The organism is Streptomyces sp. NBC_00224 (genome assembly GCF_041435195.1).
Classification (GTDB): Bacteria; Actinomycetota; Actinomycetes; order Streptomycetales; family Streptomycetaceae; genus Streptomyces.
This window is the reverse complement of the sequence record NZ_CP108106.1, coordinates 979969-997283: the sequence shown is the minus strand read 5'-3', so window position 1 is coordinate 997283 and position 17315 is coordinate 979969. Positions and strand designations below refer to the sequence as shown.

The window sequence follows — 17315 nt, the reverse complement described above, 5'->3', positions numbered from 1 at the left end:
CAGGAGGGGGAGAGTCCCCCCATCGACTGGGCCGGAACGCAGCGACCGGCCGGGAAGCGGTCCTGGGCCATGAAGGCAATCGCGCTTGAATCGTACGGAGCGGCCGACGACCTGCGGCTGGTCGAGCTGCCCGATCCCAAGGTCGCGCCCGGTGAGGTCCTCGTCCGGGTGAAGGCGGCCGGGGTCAATCCGGTCGACTGGAAACTCGCCGCCGGTTACCTGGACCCGATCATGGAAGTCCGTTTCCCGCTGATCTCCGGCTGGGACGTGTCCGGTGTGGTGGAACGCGTGGGCCTGGACGCGACGGAGTTCGCGGTGGGGGACGAGGTCTTCGGGTATGTGCGCAAGGACTGGGCGCAGAACGGCACGTACGCCGAACTCGTCGCCGCGCCCGTGCGCACCTTGGCCAGGAAGCCCGCCGCGCTGACCTGGGAGCAGGCCGCCGGAGCGCCGCTCGCGGGGCTCACCGCCCAGCAGACGATCAAGCGGGTCGGTCTGGCCAAGGGCGAGACCGTGTTGATCCACGCCGCGGCCGGCGGCGTCGGCTCGCTCGGCGTGCAGATCGCCGTCGCGCTCGGCGCCCGGGTGATCGGCACCGCGAGTGAACGCAACCACGACTTCCTCCGCGAGCTCGGTGCGGAACCGGTCACCTACGGGGACGGGCTCGCCGATCGGGTACGGGCCCTGGCACCCGACGGCGTCGATGCCGCCCTCGACTTCGTCGGCGAGGGCGCGGTCGACGTCTCGCAGCAGCTGCTCCGCAAGCGCGACCGGGTCGCGTCCATCACCGACGGTGAGGCCGCGGCCAGGGGCGGCCACTATGTTTGGGTACGCCCCGATGCCGGTGATCTGACGGAACTCGCCGCGCTCGCGGACGCGGGCAAGCTGACGGTGCCCGTGGAACACGCGCTGCCGCTGGCCGAGACCGCCGAAGCGTGGCGCCTGAGCCAGGCGGGCCGCACCCGAGGAAAGATCGTCCTGACCGTCTAGCGCCCCTGCGCCATCACACACCACCATGCGCTCGGACCATGTCATGCGTTGCCTTGCGGGGATCAGTCGGACCGAGTGGGCTCGCGGAGCGGCAGAGGCCGGACTGGGCGAGGGGTGGGCCGGTTCACTTGCCGGTGTTCTCGGCAAGGGTGTGCGCCACGAGGGCGTTGGCGTGGCCGTGCCCCAAGCTGTGTTCCGTCTTGAGCCAGGCGACGAGTTCCATGTGCTTGGTCAGGGGCGAGGAGGAGATGAGTTCCTTCCAATGCGCGATGGGGTGGCCGTACTTCGCCTCGATGGAAGGGAAGTAGCTGGCGGGGCCGTTGGCACTGTCGGTCATGTCGGTGTCCTGCCGTTCCGAGGGGTGTTTGCGGGCGTCTGCCGCGCGGGCGGCTACTGGTCGGCCGGGGCGACGGGCGCGTAGGCGAGGACCTGGGCGCCGGTGCTGAAGGTGGTGGTGCTGATCAGCTGGAGGGTCTTCTTCGGGGAAGCCGCGGTGAACAGACGCTTCCCGGTGCCCTCGATGACGGGGTGGGTCCACAGCCGGAGCTCGTCGACGAGGTCGGCTTCGAGCAGCGTGTTGACGAGGTCGCCGCTGCCGTAGACGAGCAGGTCCCCGCCGTCCTGCTGCTTCAGCTCGGTCACGGCGGCCGGGACGTCGCCGGCGAGGAGAGTGGCGTTCCACTCGGCGGTGTCGAGCGTGGTGGTGGCCACGTACTTGCGCATGCTGTTCATACGGTCGGCGAAGCCGTCCTCGTCGGTGATCGTCGGCCAGGCAGCGGCGAATCCCTGGTAGGTGACGCGGCCGAGCAGGAGGGCGTCGGCGGCGAACAGCTGGGCCTGGGCGAACTTGGCGGCTTCGTCGTTGAAGAACGGGGCCGACCAGGACGGGTTCTCGATGACGCCGTCGAGCGTGATGTAGACGGACGCGATGATCTTGCGCATGCGGTGACTCCCCCTTGGCAACGGACATGTAGATGCCCATGTGTACGATGTTCACATTCGAGGAGTGCGAAGATCCGCGCCCCCCGAGTGATCTTGCGTCAGCCTAGTTGAACTATGTGGATGCTGTCCACATTGGAGTTGGTGATGGTCCCGGACACCGGTACACCGAAGCGGAGCACCTACCGCCACGGCGACCTCCGCAACGCCCTGATCCAGGCAGGCGTCGAACTGGCCCGCCAGGGCGGCCCCGAGGCCGTGGTGCTGCGCGCGACCACCCGCCACGCGGGCGTCGCGCCCAACGCCGCCTACCGCCACTTCGCCGATCGCGGCGCCCTCTTGCACGCCGTCTCCCAGGCCGCCATGGCCCAGGTCGCCCGCACCATGGAGGCCGAACAGGCCGCCGTGGCGCCGACCGCGGACGAGAAGACCGCCGCCCGCGCCCGCTTCCGTGCGGTCGGCACCGGCTATCTGCGCTTCGCCCAGGAGGAGCCCGGCCTCTTCCGGGCCGCCTTCCACGTCCCCGGCGACATGACCCACGCCGCGGACGACGACGCCGCCGGAAGCAACGGCAAAACCCCCTTCGAACTGCTCGGCGCCGCCCTCGACGGCCTCGTGGAGACGGGCCTGTTGCCCGAAGACCGGCGCCCCGGTGCCGAGTTCCTCGCCTGGTCGGCCGTCCACGGCCTCGCCGTGCTCGTCATCGACGGCCCCCTCCGCGGCCTCCACCCCACCCAGGCCCACGACGCGGGCCAGCACGTCATCGACATGATCGAGCGCGGCATCTGACTTCACAGGCGGCCCCACCCCCGGTCACGCTCCCGCGCCCGGGGCGACGAATCCCACCGTGCTCCGCACCACCGTCTCCTTGAAGGCGGCCGCGGCGCGTCCCGTCAGGACGAGCCTGCGCGGGCGGTCGTCGGCGTGGGTGAACTGGACGATGCCATCCTGCCGGCCAAGGCTGATGTTGGTGAAGGCGTAACCGATCCGTACGGGTTCTGGCTCCCGGCCTGCCCACCGCGCCGCAACGACGTCGGCCACGCCCCGGCCCATGGGCAGGGCCGCCTGGCAGGACATGCGGCTCGGCGCCCCACCCACGGAGATACCGGCCGCCGCGTCGCCCACGGCGTACACCTCAGGGTGCGACACCGAGCGCAAGGTGGCGTCGACGAGCATCCGGCCGTTCTCGTCCGTGGCGAATCCCGCCGTACGCGCCAGCTCCGGCGCTCGGAACCCAGTGGTCCACACGACGGCGTCAGCGGCGAACGACGCGCCATCAAGGGTGTCCAGGCCGTCCTTGCGTACCGCCCCGACAACGGTCCCGGGGTGAATCGAGACGCCCAGCCGGTCCAGAGCGCGCCGCACATGGCTCTGAGCTCGCGGCACGAGTCCGGACCCCACACCATCGCCACCGGTGAACAGCCGGACCCCCAACTCAGGGTAAGTCGCGGCCAGTTCCGAGGCGGTCTCCAGCCCGGTCAGCCCTGCGCCCACCACCGCGACAGTGCCGCCCGACGCCACCTCGGCAACCCTGTGCCGCAACCGCGTCGCCTGCTCAAGGTCGGTGACGGTGTACGCGTGCTCGGCCGCCCCCGGGACGGCGTCGAACCGAGCCAGGCTGCCCGCCGCGTACACCAGGGTGTCGTAGCCGATCACTCGGGGTGCGACGTCAAGGCGTACGGTCCGGGCAGTGGCATCGATCGCGGTCACGCGGGCGACGACCAGCTGAACCGAGGTACCGGCGAGGCGTTGCCGCAATGACCGCGTCACCAGCCGCTGCCCGGCGGCCAGTTGATGGAGCCGGACCCGTTCCACGAACCGGTCCGAGGCGTTGACCAGAGTGACCGTGACGTCGCTGCGACGCAGCTTGCGGGCGAGGCGCTCGGCTGCCCGCAGACCGGCGTATCCGGCGCCCACGACGACGATGCGATGACTCATGGCATGACTTCCTCTGTGACTACGGGGGCGACTGCGGGCGACTATGGGTGCGACTGCCGGTGCGACTGCGGGCGGCTTCGCCGCCGCCTCGGACGATCGGTCGCCGCGCGTCGGCGTCAGGGCGCGGATCCGGCCACGGCCACCGCCCAGGCGATGTACAGGACGTTCACCACCAGCCGGGCCACCGCACCGACCGGCCGCTCCAGCAACCGGGGCCGGTCCGGCCGCGCCCGTCGTAGCGCGTCCCCGTGGGACACCAGGTAACAGGTGATCAGGACGGCGGCGGCCCAGCCCCCGGCCTGCCTGCCGCCCGGTACCAGCACCAGCGCACCCACCACCACCTCAGTCGCCCCGCTCCCGGCCACCAGGAGCCGCTTCCGGTCGAGCCATGCGGGTACCAGCGTGCGGAAGTAGCCGGGGGACAGGAAATGCATGACCCCCGTGACGACCAGGAACGTCGCCAAGGCGACGGAAGCGATAGCGTGCATGGCACGATGATCCGTTCACCTCGTGCCTGGGTACTTGAACAAAACGATCGCCGCATCGTCTTCGCGACCGGCCCCGAGGCGACGATGTTCGCCGAGTCCCGCCCGTTCCGCGTCGCCCAACACCGGCTGCCCGCCTGGAAAGCCGTGCTGCCGATCGGCGGCCACGCCGAACTCCTCCAGCCGGGGCGGCCCTTGGTGGCGGCGCCCGGGTTGATCGTTCCGCCCCAGCTCGCCCACTCCTGCACGGCGACCTCGCCCTACCTCGCCCTGTTCATCGACTCCTGGCTGCTGCCCCCGTGCCCGGGGCCGGTACGGCTCAGTGCCGGCGAGGTCCGCCGCCTGCTCGCCGCACTTGGCACCACCGATTCCGACGGACCCGGCACCTGCGTGGACCTGGGCGCCGGATACGCCGAACTGCGGACACTCACCGGGCGCCCGTCCCGGCTCGATCCGAGAGTCGCCCACGCTGTCGACCTGTGTACGTTGCGCGATCCGGACATGCCCATCACCGCCATCGCCACCGAAGTCGGTCTGTCGGCTCCACGGCTGCGCGCTCTGGTCCGGCAGGACGTGGGCATCGCCCTTGCGCGCCTGCGCCGGTGGGGCCGACTGCGTACGGCGATCGCCGGCCTGCCGGAGTCGACGGCCGCTCTGGCCGCAGCCACCGCAGGCTTCGCCGACCAGGCCCACCTCACCCGTACGGCACGGGACTTCACCGGACGGACGCCCGCCTCCTTGCGACGCGCTGAAGCTCAAGGTGCGCCCTGACGGGCCTGCCCGGCGGCGGAGCCGGGCAGGCCCTCCGCCTGAGTTCAGCCGCGCAGTGGCCGGGGCAGACGCACGTACGTCACGGTCGTATCAATGCCGCTGTCCACCAGACGGCCGCGCGTGTCGAAGGCTCCGGGTCCGTCCGTCATACCGAAGTCGTTGTCGTTGATGAGCGCGAGGGTGTCCCGGCCCGTCAGCGCGATGCCCTCGACCTTGCCGGGCACGCCCGCGACGTTGTTGAAGTCGACCACGAGGGTCTTGCGCAGCACCGGCGCACCGGCCGCGACGGGGTCCTCCAACTGCTCGTACGAAGGGGAGGCCGCCGAGTCGTCCCAGGCGCTGCCCAGCATGCCGGGGCCGCGCGGCAGTGTGACCCGGTGCAGCCGGGAGGCCTTGTCGGTGCGCTCCTGCACCAGCAACTGGTCGCGGCCGATCGCCACCAGCGAGGAGATCTTGAGCTCGGAGGTGTTGTCCTCGCCCGGATCGACGACGTCCACCGCGTCGAAGCGGTAGGCGTACTCGGCCGTCACGGCGCGCTTCTTCGGAGAGAAGCGCAGCAGGCGCGCGTTGCGCGACTTCTCGCCCGCGGCCGTGTCCGGCACGGACAGCGGGCTCTGTACGGCGAGGACCAGGTCGCCGCCCGGGAGTTGGGCCAGGCCCTCGAAGCCGCGGTTGGTCTTGCGCTTGAGCAGAATGGCTGGCAGCGACTCCACGACGGGATAGTCGGCTCCCTTGAGGTTCAGTCCCTTGGGGAGGTACCGCGTGAGCACCTTTCCCCGGGCGGAGACGTGCACGAGGGACGGCCCGTACTCGTCGGCGAGCCAGAAGCTGCCGTCCGCCGCCTGCACGATGCCCTCGGTGTCCAGACCGTTCGGGTCGTACGGGAGCGGGGTCTTCGCGTCGTAGGTGTACGGGGCCTCGTCACGCGAGGCCTGGTTGGGCAGACCGGTGACAGCCTTGCCGGACCGTGTGGTGATCGCGATCGCCTTGAGCACCTGCACGCGGCCGCCCGACACACGTACCTTGACGATCGCCGGATCGAAACCGGGGACCGGGAAGGTGCGGCGCTTGCTGCCGTCCACCTTGATCTGGCCGTTGGGACCGCGGTCGGTCACCGTCCAGAACTCGCCCTTGCGTCCGGCGGGATACATGTCGCTGCCGATCCCGCCGAGGTCGATACCGCGGTCGTCCGCGACCGAACCGGGCAGGAGGGCATTGCTGAACGCACCGAGCGGAATGTCCGCGAGGGCGGCCGTGCCCTCGACGTACGCGCCCCGCGCCCTGCCGCCTTCAGGCGCCGGCATACCCGTGGCGGTCCCGCCCACGCCGATCGCCGCGAGCAGGGCGACGGGCACGCCTACGGCCAGGGAACGTCGTACGGTGCGCTGCTTGTGCGCCTGCGATGCCATCGGGCCTCCTGGCCAACAAAGTCATGTGACAGTGGCCAAGCTGACCGCCTCTTCCGAACGTGATCAGACATCAAGGTGAACTCCACCCAACACGCTGCCATCGCCCTTGGAGGCCCCTGGACAACCTGGACGCCTTTGGAACGACCGGGTGGTTCGTCTGCGCGAGTGAACCATGGGTGATCGGTCGGAGGTTTCCCCGTCACGTCTACGCGGAGAACCCGTACCGTCCGTCACGAGCACTGTTCAAAGACGGTTCCGCATGCGCGCCGACGGCGCCCGGAACCTTTGGAGGAGACCAGCATGGCAACAGGCAAAGTGAAGTGGTTCAACGCGGACAAGGGCTTCGGCTTCATCCAGCAGGACGACGGCGGCCCGGACGTGTTCGTCCACTTCTCCGCCATCCAGGGCACCGGGTTCAAGGAGCTGCGGGAGGAGGACCGCGTCACGTATGACGTCACTCAGGGTCCCAAGGGCCCTCAGGCGGAGAACGTCGTCGTCGAGGGGTGAACGCTGACGCGAACCTCTGACCAGGAGGTCCAGAGGTTCGCAAACGCTGCTTCCCGCATCGGCTACCTCCCTGGAGAGTCGTCCGGCCGTCTGGTGACGCGCATTCACGAGGGGCCGAAGGGGGGGCTACGGGTGGTGCAGGGTGTGGGCGCGGGCCAGGTCGACAGGCTCGTCCTTGCGGAGGTGGAGGAAGTAGTTCACCTGCCATGCCTGCGTGCTGCCCGCCTGCCGGTTGGTCGTGGTCACCCAGGGCGGATAGACGCGGAACCCCCGCTTCCCACCGGCAGCGTTACGGGAGACGATGCCGCGCTCGCTCAGCACCTCGCGCGGGAAGACGAACTGTCCGAAGCCGTCGTCATCGCGGCTGCTGATGACGAAGAGGTCCACCCCGTCATCGACGTCGAAGGGCCGGATCGGCCCCTGCTCGGACCGCTGCCACACCGTGACGAACTGGCCCACCTTCGTCGGGGTGGTCTTGGCCACGCGAAACCGGACCGAGAGACCATCGAGCGTGAAAGCATGAGCCGCGTACTCGGCGCTCTCCGGTTCCGGCACCGGCAGTGAACAGGCAAAACCGCTCGGGTCGTACACCAGCTCCTTCGCCGCCAGTAGATCACCGGGAAGCCCCGCCCACGGCTGATTCGTCACCATGCCCTCATCCTGCCAGGCTGACCGGCGAGCTGAAGGTCAGGGGCGCTGCTTGCTGTTCTTCACCGGCCAGTGGAGAACGTCCCGGATCCGCAGGCCTCGCGCTCGGATAGTCGCACCAAGGCGAGGCCCCGGCTCGACGGTGCACTCGTGGAGGCCTGGACGGTGATCCGCACGGCAATCCGGCTGCGGGATTTCAGTAGCCGATGGTGAAGCGGCGCTGGACGAAGCGGGGCAGCTCCGCCTCGTCGATCAGAGCCACGGCCGCGTCCTCCACCGAGATGCGGCTGCGCCCCTCGGCGTCCAGAACGGGCTGGTCACCGCCGACCCTGAAACGCCCGGTGCGCTCGCCGGGGGCGATCTCCTCCGCAGGGCTGAAGTAGGTCCACAGCCGGTTCGAGAGCCGCAGGACGTCGAGGGCGTCCCGGTGACCGCGTACCGCTGCGGCGTACTCGCGGGGCAGCCCGAGCTGGTCGAGGGTGGTGTGCAGCAGCTCGTCGGAGTCGGCGCGGACCACGCCCGGTGCGATCTCCAGGCTGCCGGCACCGCCGATCACGATGAGCCGGGTCCGCGGGTGGCTCTCCAACCCCTTCAGTAGAGCCCGCGCCGCCGTCGCGTAGACGGTCGGGTCGGCGATCGAGCGCCGCACGGTCTCCGCGAAGTCCCTGGCGGCGTTGCCCGGTTGGAACGCGCTGATCAGGACGTCGAGGCCGGGCAGAACGCCGGCGATGCCCTGCGGGTCCAGGACGTCGGCGCTCGCCCACGTGAGGTTGTCCCGGCGCTCCGCACGCTGTGCCTGAGTGGCGTCACGGCTGAACGCCCTGACGTGGTGGCCGCGTTGAAGGGCCTCGGTGACGACCCGGCTGCCGATGGTGCCCGTGGCTCCGATGACTCCGATGTGCATGGTTCTCCCCTGTGCATGCAGATGTGGAACGCCACCCTGTGAGGTGATGCCGTGCAGAAACTATACGCCGTGAAGTATCAGCACGGCACTCACTATATGGACGCTGTAGAGTTCCCGTCGTGACAGTCACGGGAAGCAAGGGACGGCGTGAGCGACTGCGCGCCGAGACCACAGCCGAAATCAAGAAGGTGGCCCTGGCCCTGATGGCCTCGGGCGGGCCGGACGCCATCACGCTGCGGGCCATCGCCCGCGAGATGGGCATGACCGCCAACGCCATCTACGGTTACTTCCCGGCCCGGGACGACCTGGTCACCACGCTCATCAACGACGTGTACACCGCCCTGGCCGACGCCGTGGACGCCGCCTGGGAAGCCGCCCCCGCAACCGACCCTGCCGCCCGGATCGAGGCGTGGGCCAACGCCTTCCGCGCCTGGGCCCTGGTGAACCCGCAGGGTTTCCGCCTCATCTACGGCGACCCCGTACCCGGCTACCAGGCTCCCGCCGGAGGCCCCGCACCCGGCGCCGCACGCCGGGTCTGCACCGGACTCACCGCACTCGCGGCAGCCGCCTGGCCCCACGCCCAACACCTCTACCAGGACAGCACCTTCGACTGGTCCGACTTCGACCCCGGGCTCCTCGACAAGGTGCGCCCCGCCTTCCCCGACCTGCCGCCCGCAGCCGTCGCCCTCGCCCTGCGCATGTGGGGCCACCTGCACGGCCTCGTCTCACTGGAGGTCTACGGCCATCTGCGCAACCAGACCGCCAGCCCGCGGAAGCTGTTCCTGGAGGAACTCGACCAGCTCATCAAGGTGCTGGGTATCCCGCGCGGACGCTGAACACCCGAGCGCCGACGGCCGGCGCGAGCTGTCCCCTTGACCAAAGTCATAGGGGCACCCCCCCGGCACGCGAGCGGGCCCCCGACCGTGATCGGGGGCCCGCGTGGTCTCTACCTCTGTCTGCAGTTCACGCCCGACGCAGTGCGGAGCGGCCCGCGAAGCGTGCCGAGTCGCCCAACTCCTCTTCGATCCGGATCAGTTGGTTGTACTTCGCCGTGCGGTCGGAGCGGGAGAGCGAGCCGGTCTTGATCTGACCGCAGCCGGTCGCCACCGCCAGATCCGCGATGGTGGTGTCCTCCGTCTCGCCCGAGCGGTGCGACATGACAGCCGTCCAGCCCGCCTGGTGGGCCGTGGCCACCGCGGCCAGCGCCTCGGTCAGGGTCCCGATCTGATTGACCTTGACCAGGACCGAGTTGCCGACGCCGGTGCGGATACCCTCGCGCAGCAGCGTCTCGTTGGTGCAGAACACGTCGTCGCCGGTGAGCTGGCAGCGGTCGCCGACGCGGGCGGTCAGCTCGCGCCAGCCGTCCAGGTCGTTCTCCGCCATCGGGTCCTCGATGGAGACGATCGGGTAGGCGTCGATGAGCTTGGCCAGGTAGTCGGCGTTCTCGGAGGGGGTGCGGCGCACTCCCTCGCCCGCGTAGTCGTACACCCCGTCGCGGAAGAACTCCGACGACGCCGGGTCCATGATCAGGCCGATGTCCGTACCGGGGCGGTAGCCGGTGCGCTCGATGGCGGTCATCACGAAGTCGAGCGCCTCCTCAGCGGTACGCAGCGCGGGCGCGAAGCCACCCTCGTCGCCGACTCCCGTGGAGTGCCCGGCGGCCAGCAGGTCGCGGCGCAGGGTGTGGAAGACCTCGCTGCCCATGCGGACGGCTTCGGCGAAGGTGTCCGCGCCCACGGGCGCGATCATGAACTCCTGGAAATCCAGCGGATTGTCGGCGTGGGCGCCGCCGTTGACGATGTTCATCATCGGCAGCGGCAGGAGGTGGGCGTCGGCGCCGCCGAGGTAGCGGTAGAGGGGCTGGCGGTGGGCCGCCGCGGCGGCCTTGGCGGTGGCGAGGGAGACGCCGAGGATCGCGTTGGCGCCGAGCCGGGACTTCGTGGCGGTGCCGTCGAGGGCGACCAGTGCGGCGTCGAGACCCGCCTGGTCCGCCGCGTCCCGCCCGCGCACGGACGCCGCGATCTCCCCGTTGACGTGGGCCACCGCTCGGTCGACGCCCTTGCCGTGCCAGCGCGCGGAGTCCCCGTCGCGCAGTTCCACGGCCTCCCGGGCACCGGTGGAGGCGCCGGAGGGGACAGCCGCGCGCCCCAGGGACCCGTCCGCCAGGACGACGTCGACCTCGACCGTGGGGTTGCCCCGGCTGTCGATGATCCGGCGGGCGGTGACGGTCTCGATGGTGGCGTTGACGGTTCCGACTGCCTTTGCGGACATGGGAGTCCCTTCCCGTTGTCATGTGCCGTGGCCCCGGCTGCGACAACGCTGACGCTGAGCCCGACAACGCCAAACCCTACAGCAATGCTGCTCAGTTTTGCTGTACAGCATTGCTGTGCAGGTCAGGTGCGCAGCTTTGCTGACCAACGGGGTAAAGTGCCCTATGCCCACCTCGGAAGCCGCCGCCATCGCCGCCGAACTGCGCACCGCGATGGGCAAGCTCACCCGACGCGTCAAGAACGAGGACCGCATCCCGCTGGGCCAGGCCGCCGTGCTCGGTGCGCTCGACCGCAACGGCGCCATGACCGCCAGCGACCTCGCCGCCGATCAGCGCGTACGCCCCCAGTCGATGGCCCGGGCGGTGGGGCTGCTCATGGAGCAGAACCTGATCACGCGCCGGGCGCACCCCACGGACGGCCGCAAGTCACTGGTCGAGCTGTCGGACGCGGGCCGGGCCGCGCTCGAAGCGGAGCGCGGCCGCAGGGCCGGTTGGCTCGCGCAGGCCATCGAGGCCGAACTCACGGATGAGGAGCGGGCGTTGCTGGCGCGGAGCGCCGCCCTGCTGGAGCGGCTCGCCGCACGCTAGTGCGATGTGCGGCGCGGTTCCGGACAGCGCCCGGGCGTCGGCCCAAGACAGCGAGACTTGCCGGGACTCACGCACGTCTCGTAGTCGGGTGCGCGGGCGACCTCGGATCAGGGTTGGGGCGGTCCGGCGTAGGTGTGGATCAGGGTGCGGAGGGTTAGCCCCAGTTGCTCGGGGGTGAGCCGATGTGGGGCTGTCTCGGTCAGCTGATTGAAGAGCAGGCCGTCCAGGCAGGCCACGAACGCGTTCGTGTGTGCCGCGGGGTCAGGTGCGCCCGCGGCGGCGAGCATGTTCTCGGCCACGGCCCGGTGGCGGCTGCCCGCGGTGTGCAGGGCGGCGCGAAGCTCGGGGCGGCGGGGCGCTTCCAGGGCCAGCTCGTAGCGGGCGAGCATGCGTTCGCGTCCGGCGGTGGTCCAGTGCTCGATGAGGCCCGCGGTGGCCTCGGCGATCTGGGTGATGCTCGCGGGCCCGGTGAGGGCGGGGCGCTCGTCGATCTCGGTGAGGTCCAGTTCGGCCAGACGCTCGACGGCGGCCTGTAGGAGCTCTCGGCGCGTACGGAAGTAGTACGAGCACGAGCCCGCCGGGACTTCGGCGGTCTGGTCCACCGCGCGGTGGGTGAGTCCGCGCATGCCGGAACGGGCCAGGGTGCTGATCGCCGCGTCGGCGAGCTGTTGCCGCCGGAGCGTGGTGTGGGCCACTGGTTTCCCTCTTCGTCTCGACCTTTTGCTCTACAAGTGTAGAGTGCTTGGCATCTACTACAGGTGTAGAGGGAGTTCTGATGGGCGAGGCAAGACGCGCCGGTGGTGCCGGGGAACGCTCCGCGATCGTGGTCGGCGGTGGGATCGGCGGCCTGGCCGCCGGCGTCGCGCTGGCTCGGAGCGGCTGGCAGGTGAAAGTGCTGGAGCGTGCGGCCACCTTCGGTGAGGTGGGAGCGGGGCTGTCACTGTGGCCCAACGGAGTGCGCGCGCTGGACGCCCTGGGCGTGGGCGATCAGGTTCGCGAGCAGGCTCTGGCGGAGACGCAGGCGGGCATCCGGAACACGTCCGGCCGTTGGTTGTCGCGGACCGATACCCAGGAGCTGGCCAGGCGGTTCGGCCCTGTGGCGATGATTCACCGTGCTCAGCTCTTCGACATCCTGCGTGCGGCTCTTCCGGCGGAGGCGCTGTGCGCGGACGCCAGGGTCACCAGGGTCGGTCTCCGCGGCCAACGGGTCGAGGTAGAGCACAGCAAAGGTGTTTCGCAGGCCGATCTGCTGGTGGCCGCCGACGGGATCGGCTCCTCCGTGCGGCGCTCGCTGTGGCCGCAGGCTCCGGCGCCACGGTATGCCGGATACACCGCATGGCGTCTCGTCGTCGACACGGGTCGGCGGGTGCCGGCCGGCGGTGAGAGCTGGGGACGCGGTGAGCGAGTGGGGATCGCTCCGCTCGCGGACGGCCGCACCTACCTGTTCTGCGTCGCCAACGCCCCCGAAGGGCAGCGCAGCCCCGGCAGCGAACTGGCCGCGATACGTCAGCGCTTCGGGCGCTGGCATGACCCGATTCCCGAATTGCTGACGGCGGCCGACGAGAAAGCGGTGATGCGCCACGACATCTATGAGTTGCCGCCACTGGCCACTTTCGTCACCGGGCGCGCCGCGCTGCTCGGCGACGCCGCGCACGCCATGACCCCGAACCTGGGCCAGGGAGCCAACCAGGCGCTGGAGGACGCGGCCACGCTGGCCGTACTCCTGGACACATACCCTGACGTGGAGTCCGCGCTGGCCGCCTACGACCGCCACCGACGCCCCCGCACTCAGCTGGTCGCCCGTCGCTCCCACCGGATCGGCGTCGCCGCGCAATGGCACTCAGCACCCGCCACCGCTTTGCGCGACCTGATGCTGCGCCTGGCTCCCGGCTCGACCCTGCTCAACTCGCTCACCCCGATCCTAGGCTGGCAGCCGCCCGGCCGAGGCGACCTCGGCGCGGCTCACATCGGTTGAGCCCGGCAGAGACGAACTGCCGGGGAGCAGTGCCCCAAGTTGCGGTTGGCAGGGTGGTGCGGTGGCCGCTTGGCGGCATGCGCGCAGGACGTTGTCGATGATCCGGTGGCCGGCGCCCGCCGTGGCGGTCAGGATGGACTCGGGGTGGAACTGCACGGCGAACCGCTTGCGCACCGGGTCCTCGATGGCCATGACGACGTCGTCCAGGACCGCCGTCACCTCGAAGCCGTGTACCTGGTCCACGGCGGCGTACAGGGAGTGGTACCGGGCGGCGGTGAACTGCGGGGCCAGGTCGGCGAGCAGTGTCCCGCCGGTCACGCGGACTCGTCCGGGCTTGCCGTGGACCGGGGGGTCGAGTTGGTCGAGCATGCCGCCCGCGTGCTCCACCATGGCCTGCAGGCCCAGGCACACTCCGAAGACCGGCAGCTGGCGGGCGTAGATCGCGTCCAGCAGGTCGGCGCAGGCGAAGTCCTTGGGCCGACCGGGTCCGGGGGAGAGGGCGACGAGGTCGGGGGCCATCTCGTCGAGGAGTTCGTTGGGGAAGCCGAACCGCAGGGTGGTTACCTGGGCGCCGGCGGACCGGAAGTAGTCCGCGAGGGTGTGCACGAAGGAGTCCTCGTGGTCGACCAGCAGCACCCGCATGCCCGAGCCGCTGCCGTCGGCGGGCTCCGGACGGGGGTGTGTGCTGTGCCGGTCGCCGAGCGCGTCCAGGAGGGCGCGCGCCTTGAGGAACGTCTCGCGCTCCTCGGCCTCGGGATCCGAGTCGTACAGCAGGGTGGCGCCCGCGCGTACGGCGGCGACTCCGTGGCGTATCTGTGCGGTGCGGATGGTGAGCCCGGTGTTCAGCGATCCGTCGAAGCCGACGAAGCCGACGGCGCCGCCGTACCAGCGGCGTGTCGTGTCCTCGTGCTCCTCGATGAACTGCATGGCCCACGTCTTGGGCGCGCCGGTGACGGTGACCGCCCACATGTGGGACAGGAACGCGTCGAAGGCGTCGTAGCCCGGCCTGAGCCGCCCCTCGACATGGTCGACGGTGTGGATGAGCCGAGAGTACATCTCGATCTGCCGCCGCCCGATGACCTTGACCGTGCCGGGCACGCAGACCCGGGCCTTGTCGTTGCGGTCCACGTCGGTGCACATGGTCAACTCGGACTCTTCCTTGGCCGAGTTGAGCAGGGTGCGGATGTTCTCGGCGTCCTCCAGCGGGCCCGCGCCGCGCTGGATGGTCCCGGAGATGGGGCAGGTCTCGACGCGATCGCCGCGTACCCGCACGAACATCTCCGGAGACGCGCCGACGAGGTACTCGGCGTCACCGAGATTGAAGAAGAACTCGTACGGGGCGGGGTTCTGCTTGCGGAGCCGGTCGAAGAACGCCGCCGGGGCCTCGCACCGCTCGTACATGACGTGTCCGGGCACCACTTCGAACAGGTCCCCGCACCGGAACCTCTCCTTGGCTTCGCGCACCACGGCGGCGTACGTGCCCGGGACGGGGGAGGCGGGCACCGGTGCCAAGGCGGGCGCGGGGGTCGCCTCCGTGGTGCGGGGAAGCCCGGCGGTGGACAGACCGTCCACGGTGAAGTCGTACGACAGCCTGGCCGTGGTACCGCGCTCCGGATCGACCACGATCAGCTCGTCGGCGAGGTGCAGGACGAGATCGCGCTGGTCCTGCGGCCGTTCGTGGCGCATGCGGATCGGCTCGAACTGGAACGCCAGGTCGTAGCCGAACGCCCCGTACAGACCCAGGTACGCGTCGTCCCCGCGCAGCGCGGCGGTCACCGCGCGCAGGGCCGTGAACACCGTGGGCCGCCGGGTCCGCTCCTCCTCGGTGAGCAGGCCGCTCGCTTCCGGCACGGTCAGTTCGGCGCCGTCGGGCGTCCGCACTGTCGGCCCCACGGACGCCAGGGCCGAGACGATCACGGGGAGCAGCACCCGCCCGCGCTCGTTCAGCGCACGGGCGCGCAACTGCCGTCCCTGGGAGGCGAACTCCATGCAGGGATCGACATACGCCATGTGCCAGCGGGTGTAACGGCCGGGGTATTCCATACCGGAGCTGAGCACACCCCCTCGGCGGCTCTCCACGGCCGCCAGGGTGTTCCGGAAGAGCAGACTCTGGCGGTCCGGGTCCAGCTGTGTCACCGTGCGGGTGACACGCACCCCGCCGGGGGTCAGGTATTCGGTCGTGTCCATGTGTCGCGGGCCCTCCCACCCCGTCGCAGGGCGCGCCGGGCGGGCGGACTCTGCGGTAACCATGTGTCCCAGTCGCTCAGTCGAGCGTGACGGGGATCTCGTAGAACCCGTTCATGTTGATCGCGGCGGAGCGGACCGGAGGCTTTGCCGCCGCCAGCCGGGGGAACCGGGTGAGCAGGGCGGAGAAGACGATCTCGGCCTCCATCCGTCCCAGTGCGGCGCCGATGCAGTAGTGGATGCCGGACCCGAAACTGGCCGGCCGTGTCCCGGTCCGGTGGATGTCGAAGCGGTCCGGGTCGGGGAAGCGTGCGGGATCGCGGTTGGCGGCGCCGAGCACGGCGATCACCGCGGCCCCCTTGGGCACCGGCACGTCCGCGATCCGGGTGTCGCGGACTGCCCGGCGGCCGACGTACTGAACGGGGGTGTCGTAGCGGAGCACCTCGTCGACCACGGCTTCGGCGAGCGCGGGGTCCTGACGCAGTTCGGCGGCCGCCTCCGGGTGTTCGAGCAGTGCGACGATGCCGTTGCCGAGCAGGTTGACGGTGGTCTCGAAGCCCGCGATGAAGACCATGACCAGGGTCTGGATCAGCTCCTCGCCGTCGAGCCGGTCGCCGTCGGTGTCGTGGACGGCGACCAGCGCGGAGGTCAGGTCGTCCTGGGGTGCGCCCCGCCGCCTCGCCACCAGTTCCTCGAAGTACGCCCGGAGGCGGCCTAGTGCGGTCTCCGCGCGCAGCAACTCCTCCGCGGTGCAGGCCGGTTCGGTCAGCGCGACGAAATCGTGCGCGACGTCGTGGAAGGTCTCCCGGTCCTCCTCGGGAACGCCGAGCAGATCGGCGATCACCGCGATCGGCAGCGGGAAGGTCAGTTCCGGGTACAGGTCGACGGCCGAGCCGTCTTCGCCGAGACGGGCGATGGTGTCCAGTGCCCGGGCGACCTGTGCCTCCACGCTGGGGCGCAGTTCCTCCACCCGTCGGCGGGTGAAGGCCCCGCTGATGAGGCGGCGCAGACGGGTGTGGTCCGGCGGGTCGCGGAAGAGCATGCACTGATAGAAGTCGGAGATCCCGGCGTACTCGCGCCAGCCGGGCCGGGAAGCGTCCCGCCACTCGGCGCTCTCCACCTCGAAATCCTGGGACTTGAGCAATTCGAGGCAGTCCTGATAGCGGCTCAGGACCACCGTGCCCAGCGGGCTGACGAATACCGGGGAGAGCTTGCGCAGTTCGGCCGACAGGGCGTAGCGGTCACTCCCTGAATTCTTGCTGAACAGTTGCAGTGAAATTGCTCCGGCCAGCCTTGAGCTGTTCCGCGCATGCGGCATCGCCGTCATGAACTACCCCCGGTCACCAATAGCATGTCTGATGGACAGGGGTGGGGATAGCGAATCCACGACTGAACGCGAACGGTATGACCGTGAATTGCCCCCCGAATGCCCCCTGAATGCCCGCCAAAGTCGGCGTTGAACGCGCCGACCGGGCAAACGACGCACAAGTTAGCCGGGGCAAGATCGCCTGTCAACCCCGTCTGGATGGCAAGACAGCAGGTCACGAGGTGTGCAGCGATCGCCCGCCACAGCCTGTTCATCAGGTGTCACGCGGGAGATCCAGACCTGCGCCCAGGAAGCATTCCCGTACTCCGGCTGCGAGTTGACCATGAACCGGCGGGTGGCGGCGGTGTAAGTCGGGCATGCCGTCGACGGTTGGCCGCACTG

The 17315-nt window shown here is 70.1% G+C and carries 18 protein-coding genes; 7 read left to right on the top strand and 11 right to left on the bottom strand.

The window, feature by feature from the left end; all coding sequences use genetic code 11:
- The first annotated feature begins 69 nt into the window (after positions 1 to 69).
- A complete protein-coding gene (locus OG965_RS04295; RefSeq protein ID WP_371649257.1) occupies positions 70 to 990 on the top strand; it encodes an NADP-dependent oxidoreductase in 921 nt (306 codons plus the stop codon).
- 124 nt (positions 991 to 1114) lie between these two features.
- Here OG965_RS04295 and OG965_RS04290 read toward each other — a convergent pair whose 3' ends face one another.
- Complete coding sequence (locus OG965_RS04290) at positions 1115 to 1327, bottom strand: DUF4287 domain-containing protein (RefSeq protein ID WP_371649255.1); 213 nt, start codon at positions 1325 to 1327, stop codon at positions 1115 to 1117.
- A 53-nt stretch (positions 1328 to 1380) separates the two neighbouring features.
- Complete coding sequence (locus tag OG965_RS04285) at positions 1381 to 1932, bottom strand: dihydrofolate reductase family protein (RefSeq protein ID WP_371649251.1); 552 nt, start codon at positions 1930 to 1932, stop codon at positions 1381 to 1383.
- A gap of 120 nt (positions 1933 to 2052) precedes the next feature.
- Here OG965_RS04285 and OG965_RS04280 point away from each other — a divergent pair, with 120 nt between their 5' ends.
- Positions 2053 to 2718, top strand: coding sequence for a TetR/AcrR family transcriptional regulator (locus OG965_RS04280; protein ID WP_371649249.1), 666 nt, complete (start codon positions 2053 to 2055; stop codon positions 2716 to 2718).
- 24 nt (positions 2719 to 2742) lie between these two features.
- Here OG965_RS04280 and OG965_RS04275 read toward each other — a convergent pair whose 3' ends face one another.
- Positions 2743 to 3867, bottom strand: a complete 1125-nt coding sequence (locus OG965_RS04275) for an NAD(P)/FAD-dependent oxidoreductase (protein WP_371649247.1) — start codon at positions 3865 to 3867, stop codon at positions 2743 to 2745.
- Between the two features lie 116 nt (positions 3868 to 3983).
- Positions 3984 to 4355 (bottom strand): hypothetical protein, encoded by a 372-nt coding sequence (locus OG965_RS04270; protein WP_371649245.1) that lies wholly within the window; start codon positions 4353 to 4355, stop codon positions 3984 to 3986.
- Positions 4356 to 4361: 6 nt separating this feature from the next.
- Between OG965_RS04270 and OG965_RS04265 the strand changes: the two genes are divergently transcribed.
- The gene (locus OG965_RS04265) at positions 4362 to 5123 is read left to right on the top strand and encodes a helix-turn-helix domain-containing protein (RefSeq protein WP_371649243.1); all 762 of its coding nucleotides are present in this window, start codon (positions 4362 to 4364) and stop codon (positions 5121 to 5123) included.
- 44 nt (positions 5124 to 5167) lie between these two features.
- On the opposite strand, the gene OG965_RS04260 is transcribed toward OG965_RS04265, so the two are convergent.
- Positions 5168 to 6532, bottom strand: coding sequence for an esterase-like activity of phytase family protein (locus OG965_RS04260; protein ID WP_371649241.1), 1365 nt, complete (start codon positions 6530 to 6532; stop codon positions 5168 to 5170).
- 300 nt (positions 6533 to 6832) lie between these two features.
- Here OG965_RS04260 and OG965_RS04255 point away from each other — a divergent pair, with 300 nt between their 5' ends.
- On the top strand, positions 6833 to 7039 hold the full coding sequence (locus OG965_RS04255; protein ID WP_371649239.1) for a cold-shock protein: 207 nt from the start codon (positions 6833 to 6835) through the stop codon (positions 7037 to 7039).
- A 126-nt stretch (positions 7040 to 7165) separates the two neighbouring features.
- Here OG965_RS04255 and OG965_RS04250 read toward each other — a convergent pair whose 3' ends face one another.
- Complete coding sequence (locus OG965_RS04250) at positions 7166 to 7690, bottom strand: MepB family protein (RefSeq protein WP_371649237.1); 525 nt, start codon at positions 7688 to 7690, stop codon at positions 7166 to 7168.
- Positions 7691 to 7883: 193 nt separating this feature from the next.
- Entirely contained in the window at positions 7884 to 8591 is a 708-nt protein-coding gene (locus OG965_RS04245; protein WP_371649235.1) for an NAD(P)-dependent oxidoreductase, read from the bottom strand.
- Between the two features lie 119 nt (positions 8592 to 8710).
- On the opposite strand from OG965_RS04245, the gene OG965_RS04240 reads away from it, so the two are divergent.
- On the top strand, positions 8711 to 9427 hold the full coding sequence (locus OG965_RS04240) for a TetR/AcrR family transcriptional regulator (RefSeq protein WP_371649233.1): 717 nt from the start codon (positions 8711 to 8713) through the stop codon (positions 9425 to 9427).
- A gap of 127 nt (positions 9428 to 9554) precedes the next feature.
- On the opposite strand, the gene eno is transcribed toward OG965_RS04240, so the two are convergent.
- The gene (eno, locus tag OG965_RS04235; protein ID WP_371649231.1) at positions 9555 to 10862 is read right to left on the bottom strand and encodes a phosphopyruvate hydratase; all 1308 of its coding nucleotides are present in this window, start codon (positions 10860 to 10862) and stop codon (positions 9555 to 9557) included.
- 163 nt (positions 10863 to 11025) lie between these two features.
- Here eno and OG965_RS04230 point away from each other — a divergent pair, with 163 nt between their 5' ends.
- Positions 11026 to 11448, top strand: coding sequence for a MarR family winged helix-turn-helix transcriptional regulator (locus tag OG965_RS04230; protein ID WP_371649229.1), 423 nt, complete (start codon positions 11026 to 11028; stop codon positions 11446 to 11448).
- A 107-nt stretch (positions 11449 to 11555) separates the two neighbouring features.
- Here OG965_RS04230 and OG965_RS04225 read toward each other — a convergent pair whose 3' ends face one another.
- Entirely contained in the window at positions 11556 to 12143 is a 588-nt protein-coding gene (locus OG965_RS04225; RefSeq protein WP_371649227.1) for a TetR/AcrR family transcriptional regulator, read from the bottom strand.
- 80 nt (positions 12144 to 12223) lie between these two features.
- On the opposite strand from OG965_RS04225, the gene OG965_RS04220 reads away from it, so the two are divergent.
- Positions 12224 to 13423: an FAD-dependent monooxygenase gene (locus tag OG965_RS04220; protein ID WP_371649225.1), complete on the top strand. Its 1200-nt coding sequence runs from the start codon at positions 12224 to 12226 to the stop codon at positions 13421 to 13423.
- Here OG965_RS04220 and OG965_RS04215 read toward each other — a convergent pair.
- Together OG965_RS04215 and OG965_RS04210 are read right to left on the bottom strand one after the other, a co-directional pair.
- Entirely contained in the window at positions 13370 to 15610 is a 2241-nt protein-coding gene (locus OG965_RS04215; RefSeq protein WP_371649222.1) for an anthranilate synthase component I, read from the bottom strand. The two genes, OG965_RS04220 and OG965_RS04215, sit on opposite strands and share 54 nt — an antisense overlap.
- Positions 15611 to 15686: 76 nt before the next feature.
- Complete coding sequence (locus OG965_RS04210; RefSeq protein WP_371649220.1) at positions 15687 to 16934, bottom strand: cytochrome P450; 1248 nt, start codon at positions 16932 to 16934, stop codon at positions 15687 to 15689.
- Positions 16935 to 17315 lie beyond the last annotated feature (381 nt).

What these genes read in the sequence shown, in the direction of transcription:
- OG965_RS04255 (WP_371649239.1), top strand. Translation starts at nt 6,833, where the DNA reads ATGGCAACAGGCAAAGTGAAGTGGTTCAACGCGGACAAGGGCTTCGGC.
- OG965_RS04285 (WP_371649251.1), bottom strand. Translation starts at nt 1,932, where the DNA reads ATGCGCAAGATCATCGCGTCCGTCTACATCACGCTCGACGGCGTCATC.
- OG965_RS04295 (WP_371649257.1), top strand. Translation starts at nt 70, where the DNA reads ATGAAGGCAATCGCGCTTGAATCGTACGGAGCGGCCGACGACCTGCGG.
- OG965_RS04270 (WP_371649245.1), bottom strand. Translation starts at nt 4,355, where the DNA reads ATGCACGCTATCGCTTCCGTCGCCTTGGCGACGTTCCTGGTCGTCACG.
- OG965_RS04265 (WP_371649243.1), top strand. Translation starts at nt 4,362, where the DNA reads ATGATCCGTTCACCTCGTGCCTGGGTACTTGAACAAAACGATCGCCGC.
- OG965_RS04280 (WP_371649249.1), top strand. Translation starts at nt 2,053, where the DNA reads ATGCTGTCCACATTGGAGTTGGTGATGGTCCCGGACACCGGTACACCG.
- OG965_RS04230 (WP_371649229.1), top strand. Translation starts at nt 11,026, where the DNA reads ATGCCCACCTCGGAAGCCGCCGCCATCGCCGCCGAACTGCGCACCGCG.
- OG965_RS04215 (WP_371649222.1), bottom strand. Translation starts at nt 15,610, where the DNA reads ATGGACACGACCGAATACCTGACCCCCGGCGGGGTGCGTGTCACCCGC.
- OG965_RS04245 (WP_371649235.1), bottom strand. Translation starts at nt 8,591, where the DNA reads ATGCACATCGGAGTCATCGGAGCCACGGGCACCATCGGCAGCCGGGTC.
- OG965_RS04275 (WP_371649247.1), bottom strand. Translation starts at nt 3,867, where the DNA reads ATGAGTCATCGCATCGTCGTCGTGGGCGCCGGATACGCCGGTCTGCGG.
- OG965_RS04290 (WP_371649255.1), bottom strand. Translation starts at nt 1,327, where the DNA reads ATGACCGACAGTGCCAACGGCCCCGCCAGCTACTTCCCTTCCATCGAG.
- eno (WP_371649231.1), bottom strand. Translation starts at nt 10,862, where the DNA reads ATGTCCGCAAAGGCAGTCGGAACCGTCAACGCCACCATCGAGACCGTC.
- OG965_RS04260 (WP_371649241.1), bottom strand. Translation starts at nt 6,532, where the DNA reads ATGGCATCGCAGGCGCACAAGCAGCGCACCGTACGACGTTCCCTGGCC.
- OG965_RS04210 (WP_371649220.1), bottom strand. Translation starts at nt 16,934, where the DNA reads ATGACGGCGATGCCGCATGCGCGGAACAGCTCAAGGCTGGCCGGAGCA.
- OG965_RS04250 (WP_371649237.1), bottom strand. Translation starts at nt 7,690, where the DNA reads ATGGTGACGAATCAGCCGTGGGCGGGGCTTCCCGGTGATCTACTGGCG.
- OG965_RS04220 (WP_371649225.1), top strand. Translation starts at nt 12,224, where the DNA reads ATGGGCGAGGCAAGACGCGCCGGTGGTGCCGGGGAACGCTCCGCGATC.